Source organism: Paraburkholderia sp. WS6, from assembly GCF_030464835.1.
Lineage (GTDB): Bacteria > Pseudomonadota > Gammaproteobacteria > Burkholderiales > Burkholderiaceae > Paraburkholderia > Paraburkholderia madseniana.
Map to the genome: position 1 here is coordinate 441,637 of NZ_JALQCK010000001.1, position 12,376 is coordinate 454,012.

The 12,376-nt window shown below is 63.7% G+C and carries 9 protein-coding genes; 5 read left to right on the forward strand and 4 right to left on the reverse strand.

Annotation, left to right across the window (positions count from 1 at the left end; genetic code table 11):
- The first annotated feature begins 198 nt into the window (after nucleotides 1–198).
- From hpnD to M0D64_RS01895, 4 genes are read left to right on the forward strand one after another with little or no spacing between them, the layout of a single operon-like run.
- Nucleotides 199–1,047 carry a presqualene diphosphate synthase HpnD gene (gene hpnD / locus M0D64_RS01880; RefSeq protein WP_266256393.1) on the forward strand — a complete coding sequence of 283 codons (849 nt, stop codon included), beginning with the start codon at nucleotides 199–201 and terminating at the stop codon, nucleotides 1,045–1,047.
- Nucleotides 1,048–1,051: 4 nt separating this feature from the next.
- Complete coding sequence (gene hpnE / locus M0D64_RS01885; RefSeq protein WP_266256394.1) at nucleotides 1,052–2,323, forward strand: hydroxysqualene dehydroxylase HpnE; 1,272 nt, start codon at nucleotides 1,052–1,054, stop codon at nucleotides 2,321–2,323.
- Nucleotides 2,320–4,380, forward strand: a complete 2,061-nt coding sequence (gene shc / locus M0D64_RS01890; protein WP_266256395.1) for a squalene--hopene cyclase — start codon at nucleotides 2,320–2,322, stop codon at nucleotides 4,378–4,380. Before hpnE ends, shc begins: the two co-directional genes overlap by 4 nt.
- A gap of 3 nt (nucleotides 4,381–4,383) precedes the next feature.
- Nucleotides 4,384–5,115, forward strand: coding sequence for a phosphorylase (locus M0D64_RS01895; RefSeq protein WP_266256396.1), 732 nt, complete (start codon nucleotides 4,384–4,386; stop codon nucleotides 5,113–5,115).
- Nucleotides 5,116–5,507: 392 nt separating this feature from the next.
- Here M0D64_RS01895 and M0D64_RS01900 read toward each other — a convergent pair whose 3' ends face one another.
- Together M0D64_RS01900 and M0D64_RS01905 are read right to left on the reverse strand one after the other, a co-directional pair.
- Complete coding sequence (locus M0D64_RS01900) at nucleotides 5,508–6,512, reverse strand: VacJ family lipoprotein (protein ID WP_171927710.1); 1,005 nt, start codon at nucleotides 6,510–6,512, stop codon at nucleotides 5,508–5,510.
- 2 nt (nucleotides 6,513–6,514) lie between these two features.
- The gene (locus tag M0D64_RS01905) at nucleotides 6,515–9,130 is read right to left on the reverse strand and encodes an MMPL family transporter (RefSeq protein WP_266256397.1); all 2,616 of its coding nucleotides are present in this window, start codon (nucleotides 9,128–9,130) and stop codon (nucleotides 6,515–6,517) included.
- Between the two features lie 212 nt (nucleotides 9,131–9,342).
- On the opposite strand from M0D64_RS01905, the gene M0D64_RS01910 reads away from it, so the two are divergent.
- On the forward strand, nucleotides 9,343–9,948 hold the full coding sequence (locus M0D64_RS01910; protein ID WP_154562948.1) for a phospholipid-binding protein MlaC: 606 nt from the start codon (nucleotides 9,343–9,345) through the stop codon (nucleotides 9,946–9,948).
- Nucleotides 9,949–10,053: 105 nt separating this feature from the next.
- Here M0D64_RS01910 and hpnH read toward each other — a convergent pair whose 3' ends face one another.
- Both hpnH and ispH read right to left on the reverse strand, forming a co-directional pair.
- Entirely contained in the window at nucleotides 10,054–11,214 is a 1,161-nt protein-coding gene (gene hpnH, locus M0D64_RS01915) for an adenosyl-hopene transferase HpnH (RefSeq protein WP_063500562.1), read from the reverse strand.
- Nucleotides 11,215–11,224: 10 nt separating this feature from the next.
- Nucleotides 11,225–12,169, reverse strand: coding sequence for a 4-hydroxy-3-methylbut-2-enyl diphosphate reductase (gene ispH, locus M0D64_RS01920; RefSeq protein WP_054034174.1), 945 nt, complete (start codon nucleotides 12,167–12,169; stop codon nucleotides 11,225–11,227).
- Between the last annotated feature and the right edge of the window lie 207 nt (nucleotides 12,170–12,376).

Genomic DNA, 12,376 nt, shown 5'->3' on the forward strand with positions numbered 1-12,376 from the left:
GCGAAGCGCCACGCCCCTCATTCCGGCCCCTTATTCACCCCTAAACTGCGGCATCTCACAAAGGTTGTTATACTTTTCGCCGTTTCCGGCATCCCAGCCGGGTGTTTCGCGCGTGTCCGCGCGCGCGGGGCGCTTGCCTTGCAGTAAACACAAAACTTCTTGAACGCCTTTCAGCGGGCGCCTCCAGCGGAGATCGTCTTGGCTGTTTCCAATCTTGTCGTGGACGATACAGAAATCGACGCCGCTGCCGCCACGTCCGGCAGCTCGTTCTATCTCGCGATGCGCATCCTGCCGGCCGCGCAGCGCGACGCGATGTATCAGGTCTACGCTTTCTGCCGCGCTGTCGACGATATCGCCGACAGTGACATGCCGCGCGCCGAACGCGCCGCCGCGCTCGAGCGCTGGCGCGCCGACATCGACGCGTGCTACGCCGGCGCACCGCGCGCTTCCTTGCGCGCGCTGACGCGGCACATTCATACGTTTCACCTGCAACGCGAAGATTTTTACGCGATGGTCGACGGCATGGCGATGGACGCCGCAGCCGACATCTGCGCGCCCGACGAAGCCACCCTCGACTTGTACTGCGACCGCGTCGCGAGCGCGGCGGGCCGTCTATCGGTGAGGATATTCGGGATGCAGGAGGAGCCGGGCCGTTTGCTGGCGCACCATCTGGGCCGCGCGCTGCAACTGACCAACATCCTGCGCGATATCGACGAAGACGCCGGCATCAACCGCTGCTACCTCCCGCACGAATTGCTGGCGCGCGAAGGCATTGCGGTGACGAGCCCGACCCAGATCGCCGACGATCCGTCGCTGCCGCGCGTCTGCGCGACGCTCGCCGAGCGCGCCAAGGAGCATTTCGCCGCCTCCGACGCGATCATGGACCGCGAGCCGCGCAGCCACGTGCGCGCACCGCGCATCATGTCGGGCGTCTATCGCGTGCTGCTCGAACGCACGCTCGAGCGCGGCTTCGACATTCCGCGTACGAAGGTCAGCAAGCCGAAACTGCGCATGCTGTGGATCGTCGCGCGTTACGCGCTCTTCTGAGCTGATGCCGAAGCTCATCCATGTGATCGGCGCCGGCCTCGCCGGCCTGGCCGCGGCGGTGCAATTGCAGCGCCGCGGCGCACAAGTCGTGCTTCATGAAGCGGCGCCGCAGGCGGGGGGCCGTTGCCGGTCGTATTACGACCCCAAGCTGGGCGCCACCATCGACAGCGGCAATCACATGGTGTTGTCGGGAAATTACGCCACGCTCAACTACGTGCGCGCGATCGGCGCTGGCGACGAGCTGGTCGGCCCGGCTCAGCCCGAGTATCCGTTCGTGGATCTGGCGACGCGGGCACGCTGGACCGTGCGTATGTCACCGGGGCGCCTGCCCTGGTGGATCTTCGACCCGAACGCGCGCGTGCCGAACACCGGACCGAGTGACTATCTGGCGCTCGTGCCGCTGCTGTTCGCCAAACCCGGGCGCAGTGTGGCGCAAACCATGCGCTGCAATGGCCCGCTGTGGGACCGCCTGCTGCGGCCGCTGTTTCTCGCGATGCTCAATGTCGAGCCGCGTGACGCGTCGGCCGAGCTCACGGCTGCGATGGTCAGGGAGACATTGGTTGCCGGTGGCCTCGCGTGCCGGCCTCTGGTGGCGAAGAACGGTCTGGGCAGCGCCTTTGTCGACCCGGCGTTGCGTCTTTTGCAGCACGGCGGCGCGGCAATCCGGCTCGGGTCGCGCCTGACGGACATGGTGTTTGCCGGCCCCGGCCCCGGTCGTATCTCGGCACTGAATTTCGCGGACGAAAGCATCGCGATCGAAGCCAACCAGGCCGTGGTGCTTGCTGTGCCGCCGGACATCGCTCAGACGCTCGTGCCCGGTTTGCGTTCGCCGAATCGCTTCGCCGCGACCCTCAACGTGCATTTCGCGGTCGAGCCGCCGTTCGGCATGGCGCCGATCACGGGGCTGCTGAATGCGACGGCCGATTGGCTGTTTGCCTTCGAGGGCCGCATGTCGGTCACGGTCAACGCCGCTGAGCGCCTGCTCGACACGCCGCACGAAGCTCTGGCGAAAACCATCTGGGCCGAAGTGGCCCAGGCTGCCAACGTGCCGGCCGAGCCGATGCCCGCCTGGCAGGTCGTGGTGGAAAAGCGCGCGACGTTTGCCGCCTTGCCGGATCAGGAAATGCTGCGCCCCGGCACGCGCACTCGCTGGAACAATTTGATGCTCGCGGGCGACTGGACGGCCACCGGCCTGCCCGCGACGATTGAAGGGGCGATCCGCTCTGGCCAGAAGGCCGCGGACACGCTGCTGAATCAACCGATGGAACGCCGATGAACGACTTATCTCAAGCCCAGCCGCTGGACGCCGTCCTGCCTGAATTCGCCGATGCGGCGCTGAATGTGTCAAACGCGGTGCCAAACGCGGTGTCGAGCGCTGCGCCCGATGCTGCGCCGCAAGCGTTCGCAACGTCGCTCGACGCCGCGATCACGCGCGCCACCGACGCGATCCTCGGCGCGCAGAAACCGGACGGTCACTGGGTCTACGAACTCGAAGCCGACGCGACGATTCCCGCCGAATATGTGCTCCTCGTTCACTATCTCGCCGAAACGCCGAACCTGGAACTGGAGCAGAAGATCGCCCGCTATCTGCGCCGCATCCAGTTGGCGGATGGCGGCTGGCCGCTCTTCACCGACGGCGCGATGGACGTCAGCGCCAGCGTGAAGGCGTACTTCGCACTGAAAATGATCGGCGACTCGCCGGACGCCGAGCACATGGTCCGTGCGCGCGAAGCGATTCTGGCGAACGGCGGCGCGGAAACGGTGAACGTGTTCACGCGGATTCTGCTTGCGCTGTTCGGCGTGGTGTCGTGGCGCGCGGTGCCGATGATGCCGGTCGAAATCATGCTGCTGCCGATGTGGTTCCCGTTCCATCTGTCGAAGGTGTCGTACTGGGCGCGTACCGTGATCGTGCCGTTGCTGGTGCTGAACGCGAAGCGGCCGGTGGCGCGCAATCCCCGTCGTGTGCGTATCGACGAGCTGTTCCGCGGCGCCCCGGTCAATACCGGCATGCGCGATCGGGCGCCGCATCAGCACCTCGGCTGGTTCCGCTTCTTCCGCGGCGTGGACGTGATGTTGCGCATGATCGACGGCCTGTTCCCGAAGGTGACGCGCGAGCGTTCGGTGCGCGAGGCCGTGCGCTTTGTCGACGAACGGCTGAATGGCGAAGACGGCCTCGGCGCGATTTTCCCCGCGATGGCCAACTCGGTGATGATGTACGACGTGCTCGGCTATCCGGCCGATCATCCGAATCGCGCAATCGCCCGTCAGTCGATCGAAAAGCTGCTCGTCATCAAGGATGACGAAGCATATTGCCAGCCGTGTCTGTCGCCTGTGTGGGACACCTCGCTCGTGGCGCATGCGCTGCTCGAGACCGGCGAAGCACACGCCGAGCAGGCGGCCGAACGCGGGCTCGCCTGGTTGCGTCCGCTGCAGATTCTCGATGTGCGCGGCGACTGGATCTCGCGCCGTTCGAACGTGCGTCCTGGCGGCTGGGCGTTCCAGTACAACAACGCGCACTATCCGGACGTCGACGATACGGCGGTGGTGGCGATGGCGATGCAACGCTCGGCGGCACTGACGCAATCGGATGTCGATCGTGAAGCCATTGCGCGGGCGCGCGAATGGGTGGTCGGCATGCAGAGCAGCGATGGCGGCTGGGGTGCGTTCGAACCCGAGAACACCCAGTACTACCTGAACAACATTCCGTTTTCCGATCACGGCGCACTGCTCGATCCGCCGACCGCGGACGTGTCGGGCCGTTGTCTGTCGATGCTTGCACAACTCGGCGAATTTCCGCAGGGCAGCGAACCGGCGCAGCGCGCGTTCGACTACATGCTGAAGGAACAGGAATCGGACGGTAGCTGGTACGGCCGCTGGGGCCTGAACTATATCTATGGCACGTGGACCGCACTGTGTTCGCTGAACGCCGCCGGCCTGCCGCACGACGATCCGCGCATGAAGCGCGGAGCACAGTGGCTTCTGTCGATCCAGAACGAAGACGGCGGCTGGGGCGAGGGCGGCGAGAGCTACAAGCTCGACTATCACGGCTACGAGCGCGCGCCGAGCACGGCTTCGCAAACCGCATGGGCGCTGATGGGCCTGATGGCGGCAGGCGAGGTGAATCACGATGCGGTGGCGCGCGGCGTCGAGTATTTGCAGCGCGAACAGCGCGAGCACGGCCTGTGGGACGAAACGCGCTTCACGGCGACCGGCTTCCCGCGCGTGTTCTATCTGCGTTACCACGGCTATCGCAAGTTCTTCCCGTTGTGGGCGCTGGCGCGTTTCCGTCATCTGAAACGTAACGGGCTGACACGCGTCGCGGTCGGGATGTAACGGATGGCGCTGTCGACAACGCTGTCAGCCGACGCCGGCTCCAACACCTTGCCGGTGATCGTGGTGACGGGTATGGCGTTCGAAGCGCGCATCGCGCGCGGCAAGGGCGTCGAAGTGGTCTACGCGGCTCGCGCCGATCTGCTGGAGCGGGCGTTGAGCGCGGCAGTTGCGCGCGGCTGCTCGGGGATCGTTAGTTTCGGGACGGCGGGTGGGTTGGCGCCCGATCTGGAGCCGGGCACGTTGATTGTTGCGGAGGCCGTTGAGGGGCCGTTTGGGCGGTTGGAGACTGATCGGCCATGGGCTGACAGGTTTGCCGCCGCGCTGGCAACGGGGCCGCTGGTGGCGCGTCTGCGGCGTGGGGTGGTGGCGGCTGTTACCGCGCCTTTGGTCAGCGCTGATGACAAGCGGTTGTTGCATCGCTCGACCGGGGCTTTGGCTGTTGATATGGAATCGCATATTGCCGGTGCGACGGCTGCCGCGCATGGGGTGCCCTTTGCGGTTTGTCGGGCGATTGTTGATCCGGCTTGGCGGACTTTGCCTTCTGCTGCGACCGCTGGCTTGCGGGGTGATGGCACCACTGCGTTGGGGCCGATTTTGCGGGAGCTTTTGCGGCAGCCTTCGCAGATTGGGGCGTTGATTCAGGTGGCCGTTGATGCGCGGGCGGCGCGGATTTCCCTGGTGCAGGCGCGGCATGCTATGGGAGAAGGTGGGGTTTTGAGGATGGTTGTTGGCTGAAGGCGGTTGTTTTGGCTGTTTGCCTAGGGCGTTGGCCTTTCCTTGATCTGGCTTTGGTGCCTTTCCTTGATTTGCTGGTGGTCTATTAGCGTTGCCCCTGTGCGGGGCGGCACTTACTTTCTTTGCCGCCGCAAAGAAAGATAAGCAAAGAAAGCGGCTCAAACCACTCCTGCTAAGCGGGTCCCGTAGTTTGCACAGGGTAGTGGTGCATCTGGAATCTGTGTTCGTGCACCTGCGTACGCCAGTGACAAGGGCGTCATACCTCCGGCGGCGCTGCGCGCGCCGAAGCGTAATTCATAAAACCGCCTGCTTCGATTGGGCACACCATCCGCCCGCTCTTCAGGGCTGCCCCCGGCGCACTTTGCGCGCGCCGGGCGCCTGACTCACATCCCTTATTGGACTGCTGGCGCTGCTTCCTGCGGATTCTTGTCCGTCGGCGCCGTTTGTGGTGCCGGCGTCGGCGTCATTGCGCCCGACGCGGCAGCAGGCGCCGCCGCTGGGGCGTTCGACGTGTCGCCTGGGTCGGTGTAGTTCGGTACGCCTGCCGGGGCGCCTGTGGCGCTTCCCGAGGCCGCGTTCGGGGCTTCCGCTGCGTCGCCTGGGTCCGCGTAGTTCGGTAGACCCGCCGGGGCCCCAGCAGCGGCCCCCGAAGCACCCTTGGCGGGTGCGGCGGCGCCGGAATCGTCCTGGTCGTCGTAGTTCGGGAGCGGCGCGGCGTTGTCGCCGGTGCCGCGCAGGCGCGCCTTACGTTGCTGCGTGTAGGCGTCGCGAACGAACGAATACTTGTCGAGCGCGGCCTGTTGCAGCAGGCTGGATGCGCCCAGTAGATCGGAGCGCACGCTCACGAACTGCAGAACGTACAGCGGATTGCGAACCGCCGGCTCAATGTAGTTCAACGGGTTGAACTTCACGTCCACCACGAGGCCCATGCTGTCACGCACCGTGCTCGGGCCGAATAGCGGCAAGACAAGGTACGGGCCCGACGGAACGCCCCAGTGGCCCAGCGTCAAACCGAAGTCCTGGTGGTGCTTCGGCAGACCAGCCGGCGTCGCCCAGTCGAGCAGGCCGCCAAGTCCAAAGGTCGAGTTGAACGCGAAACGCACGAGGTCTTCGGTCGCGTCGGTGATCTTCAGTTGCAACAGGTTGTTGGCGGCGTTGGTCAGGTCGCCCAGATTCGAGAAGAAGTTGCTCACCGCCGTACGCAACGGCTGCGGTGTCACCTTCTGGTAACCCTTGGCAACCGGGACAGCGACAAAGCGGTCCACGCCGTCGTTGAAATTGAAAATCACGCGGTTCGCCGGCTCGAACGGGTCGCCAGGCTTGCGGTCGGGGCCGGTCGCGCAGCCTGAGATCAGACCGGTGGCGGCCAGCGCCAGCACGGTGGTTTGCAGCTTCATACTTATTTTCCTTTGTGCTTCGCGCGACGTTGGCGCGGCTTGCCCATCAGTACAGGTTGGAACACCACCGCGCCAATCAGCGTGCAAAACAACGAGAGTGCCAGCAAGCGTCCCATACTCGACGTCCCCGGATGGTGCGACAGCCAGAGGCTGCCGAACGCAGTCGCCGTAGTCGCCGCGCTGAACAGCACGGCATGCGTGAGGCTTGACTGTAAAAGGCTGGTCTGGCCATGGCGCCACGCCATGACGAAGTAAATCTTGAATGCTACGCCGACGCCCAGCATCAGGGGTAACGCAATGATGTTCGCGAAGTTCAGCGGCATGCCGAACACCACGCACAACTCCAACGTTACCAGCGCCGACACCAGCAGCGGAACCAGGGTCCGCAGCATATCGCTGAGCCGCCGCAGCGCAATCCACAGCAGGATTGCAATCGACAGCAAAGCCCAGCCGGCGGCCTGCAGGAACGCCTTGATGATCGTGTCCGCGGAATTCAGGATCGAAATCGGGCCACCGATCGCGTTCGGCTCCGCCTTCTTCACTGAGTGGACAAAGCGGGCGAGCATCGCGTCGTCGTTCGGATCGGTGCCGGGTTTGACGTTCGGCGCGATGTCGACCAGCGCGCGGCCATCCTTCGAAACCCAGCTCGTGGAAATCTCCTTGGGCAGGTTGTCCCGCGTAATCTCGGTCGGCTGCAGCAGATCCGCCAGTTGCTTCAGCGCGATGCGCAGCGGCTCGGACATCGCGGTTTCGGCGCGGTCGCGCGTGGCGGCGTCGGCGGCAGCCAGCTTTTGCAGCGTCGCGGAGAGGTGTTTGGCGTCGGCGGCGCCCGGGCCCGGATGGTCGTCGGCGGCGAGCGAGAGCTGGTTCGACGCGCGCTTCAACGCGGCAACGCGCACCGTGTCCGTGGCTTGAGGCGCGGGCTGCTGCTGCAGGGCGGGCAGCAGTTGCTGCGCGGCGCTTGCCACCAGCATCAGCTTTTGTTGCTGCTCCGTCGGGATGAAGGTGCTCAGCGTGGTCACGCGACCCACTTCCGGCAGCGTGCGCAAATGCGCGGCCTTCTGGTCCGCATCGGCAAGCGTGGGCGCCAGCACATGCACGTTGTTGACCGCGGCTTCCGGCGAATCCTTTAGCGACAGCAGCGTTGCCATGGATTCCGTATGCGGGTCCTTCAGATGCAGCGGGTTGAAGTCGAAGCGCAAATGCGTGAGCAAAGGTATACCGCCGATCACGACAATGAGCGTTCCGATCAGCACCGGTTTGCGGTGACGATCCAGGAAATCGTCAACGGGTGCGAGTTGCTTGAAGCCAGGCGAAGCGGGCTCACCCGGCGGTCTGAAGACTTTCAGCAGCGCCGGCAGCAGCGTCATGTTGGTGAAGTACGCGACGAACATGCCGACGCCGGCGATTTCGCCCAATTCCGACACGCCGCGATAAGCCGTCGGCAGGAACGAGAAGAAGCTCAGCGCGACTGCCACGGCCGCGAGCGTCAGCGGCACGCCGATGCTATGTGCGGTATGCATGAGGGCGGCGGAAAGACGGTTGTCGCGATTGCGCTCCTCACGATATTTGACACCGAACTGCACGCCGAAATCGACGCCGAGCCCGACGAACAGCACCATGAAGGCGACCGAAATCATGTTGAGCGCGCCGACCATCAGCAGGCCGAGCGCCGCGGTAATCGCTAGCCCGACGAACAGCGTGATGAACACGGCGAGGATCATGCGGCCCGAACGCAGCGCCAGCCACAGAATGACCAGCACGACGATGAAGGTGCCGATGCCGTTGAGCACGGCGCCGTCCTGGACCGACGCGAATTCTTCGTCCGCGAGAGGCTGTTCGCCGGTCAGACGGACCGTGGCGCCATAGCGCGTATCGAGGTGCAACGAAGCGGCGGTGTCGCGGATCGCTTTCGACGCGGTCGCGCCCGGCTCCAGCGCGTCGTAGTTCACAACCGGCTGCACCGTGACGAAGGCGCGCGCCGGCTCCGTGGCGGCGCTCTTATCGACCAGCGCGCGCCACGAGAACGCCGCCGCCTGGCCGGCCAGCACGCGATCGAGCGTGGTTGCGCTTTGCGACAGCAAATGGCTCATGTCAGCCAGCTTCACCTGACCCAGTTGCAGCGGCAGCAACAGGCTCGTGGTGAGCGTGCCGGCGAGGCCGGTCAGGCTCGGATCGTGCGCGAGGGCATTGACGAGCGGGCGGGACTGGACGAGCTGCGAGGTGGTGGACAGCACCTCATCGGTCGACGGGAACAGCAGACCATTGTGTTCGAAGAACGGACCGCCGGCGGGCTGCGAGACGGCGACGAATTCCTTCGGATCGGCTTTGAGCGCGGCGCTCAGGGCATTGGCGGCGGCGTCGGCAAACTCCGGGGCGCGCGCTTCGACCACCACCAACACGGTTTGACCGCGATCCGGGAAGGCCGCATCCATCGCATTTTCGAGTGACGACCATTGCTTGTCGGTCTCGACCAGCTTGCTGATATCGGTGTTGATCTTGAAGTTATGGGCAACGTAGAAGCCGCTCAAAACGGCGAGCACGAGCGACAGAGCGATGATCCGAAACGGATGGCGCACCGAATAGGCGACGAGACGGACGATAGATGACTTCAGCATGTAGGCGGAGGTGGCCTTATCACGAGTGGTGTTTTTGACGAAAGTGCACAAGTATACAGAGCCGGAGCGACTCGGCTCCACTTCGCTAGCAAGGACGACGCCCGGGCGGCGCGGCTGGGGTGGGAACGCAATATCGGTATACTGGTCTATCCTGCTTTCGCTGAGGGCTTGCGAGCCTGCCGGCGCTTACTTCTTGGGGTTTTGGCGAGCGTATGAAACGTTATCTGTCTGCTTTTCTGGCCGCGGCCATGGTGTCCACGGCGGCCTATGCGCAAAGCGCGCCCGATGCGGTTGTGAAGAGTGCCGTCGAAGGCACGGTGGCCGCGATGAAGGCCGACCCGCAGGCGCGCGGTGGCGATATGGCGAAAATCACCGAGTTGGTTCAAACGCGCTTCGTACCGGCTACCGATTTTCAGCGGACCACGCGGATCGCGGTAGGGAAGGCATGGAGTACGGCGACCCCCGAGCAGCAGAAGCAGCTCTATGACCAGTTTACGCTGCTGCTGGTGCGCACCTACGCCGCCTCGCTGTCGCAGTTGCGGGATCAGGATGTGAAGTTCAAGTTCTCGCCCGTCAATGTGGCGGCCGGCTCCAAGGACCTGGTGGTGCAGTCGCACGTGATCAGCAATGGCGGCGATGATGCCATCGATTACCGGCTGACCAAGGGCGCTAACGGCTGGAAGATCTACGACATCAACATGATGGGCGCCTGGTTGATCCAGGTGTATCAGACGCAGTTCGCCGATCAGATTTCCAAGGGCGGCGTGGATGGGCTGATCAAGTTCCTGACTGCGCATAACGCACGAAGCGCGGGATGACGTAACAACGCAAAAAAGAAAAAGCGCGGTGGCTATCAGGCCACCGCGCTTTTTTTCTACCGAACATGTACTTCATGGGGCGGACAAAACCGCCCCAGGCAGCGCTTAGTGTGCGGAAGCAGACGCCGCCGTCTGCACCTTCTTACCCTTTCCAGCGCGCCCGATTTCCTCGAGCTTGATCTCGACGTGTCGCGAGAACACGTACTCAGCCGGACGCTGCTTATCCAAAGCAATATCCTTGGTGAAGGCACCCGAAGTCTTCGGGCCGCGCAGGCTGACCTTCAACGCCTTCAACGGGTGCGCCACCGTATCCATCACGGCAGTCGCTTCAAAGCCGCAGTGCACCATGCAATCCGCGCACTTCTCGTAGTTACCCGTGCCGTACTTTTCCCACTCCGTGGTTTCCATCAATTCCTTGAAGGTCTTCACGTAGCCTTCGCCGACCAGGTAGCACGGCTTCTGCCAGCCGAACACCGTACGCGCCGGGTTGCCCCAGGGCGTGCACTCGTACGTCTGATTGCCGGCCAGGAAGTCGAGGAACATGCCCGACTGGCTGAACGACCAGTTCTTGCCATTGTTGCCGCGCTTGAAAATCTCGCGGAACAGTTGCTTGGTCTTGTCGCGGTTCAGGAAGTGTTGCTGATCCGGCGCGCGTTCATACGCATAACCCGGCGAGACGGTGATGCCGTCCACGCCCATCGGGCCGAGCGTGTCGAAGAATGCAGCGACGCGTTCCGGCACGGCGTCGTTGAACAACGTGCAGTTGATGTTCACGCGGAAACCGCGGCGCTTCGCTTCCTTGATGGCGGCGACAGCCTTGTCGTACACGCCTTCCTGCGACACCGAGTGATCGTGCGCCTGCTGGTCGCCGTCGAGGTGAACCGACCAGACGAAGTACGGATTCGGCTCGTAGTCGTCCATCTTCTTTTCCATCAGCAACGCATTCGTGCACAGGTACACGAACTTCTTGCGTGCGATGATGCCCTTCACGATCTGCGGCATTTCCTTGTGCAGGAGCGGCTCGCCGCCTGCAATCGAAACGACCGGTGCCCCGCATTCGTCGACTGCGCCAAGGCATTCTTCGAGCGACAGACGCTGATTCAGGATGGGATCCGGATAGTCGATCTTGCCGCAGCCATTGCAGGCAAGATTGCAGCGGAACAGCGGCTCCAGCATCAAGGCGAGCGGGTAGCGTTTGTTGCCAGAGAGATGCTGACGCATGATGTACGCGCCAACCCGGACTTTCTGTAGCAGCGGAATAGACAAGGTGTCCTCCTTAAACTTCGCGTGCAGCGAGTGGTTGCATCAGTTTCGATGGCAACTTGAATTCGACTTTCTCTTCACGGCCCGCCATCGTCGTGACATCGACGGGCCCCAATGCGCGCAGCGCATCGATTACGTTCATTACCATCTCTTCCGGTGCTGAAGCACCAGCCGTGATGCCGACGGTCTGCACGTTCGCAAACCACTCCGGCTTCACTTCCGAACCGTCGGCGACGAGATAACTCGCCACGCCGGTTTCGCTGCCGATCTCGCGCAGCCGGTTCGAGTTCGAACTGTTGGTTGCGCCTACCACCAGCAGCACCTCGACCTCTTTGCTCAGTTCGCGCACCGCCGCCTGACGGTTTTGCGTGGCGTAGCAGATGTCGCGCGTGTCGGGACCGACGATGTCGGTGAAACGGCGCAGCAGGGCATCGATGATGCCACGTGTGTCGTCGACCGATAGCGTGGTCTGCGTGACGTACGCCAGCGGCGTATCGAGCGGCAGGTCCAGATGCGCGACTTCAGCCTCGCTTTGCACCAGCAGCACCTTGCCGGGAATCTGGCCGATCGTGCCTTCCACTTCCGGATGGCCCGCGTGGCCGATCAGGATCAGGGTACGACCCGCTGCCACATATTGGCGCCCTTGCACATGGACCTTGGTCACGAGCGGGCAGGTCGCGTCGAGCACGTCAAGACCGCGCTGTTCCGCGTCGCGCTCGACGGTCTGCGCGACACCGTGTGCGCTGAAAATCGCCACGGCGCCGTGCGGCACCTCATCGAGTTCTTCGACAAAGCGCGCGCCTTTCTGGCGCAGGTTATCCACCACGTGGCGATTGTGAACAATCTCGTGGCGGACATACACGGGCGCGCCGTGTTGCTGTAACGCGCGATCGACGATCTCGATTGCACGTACAACACCCGCACAAAAGCCGCGGGGCTGAGCAAGGATGACTCGCATAAATTGGCGAACTCCGACTGACGCGGGTTTCGAAGAAGTCGGTAATTATGACTTTATCGCCGCGATCATCTATTTAGTTGACGTCTTGAGCCCCGGCGACCAGCCGGTACAGCAAAACCAAACGCGCATTCTAACGCTATCAGGCCGGCTTTGCTTTGGCCTGTCCGCCAGGGTGTTGGGGCCGCGCCGCACTGCGGGCCACTGCCC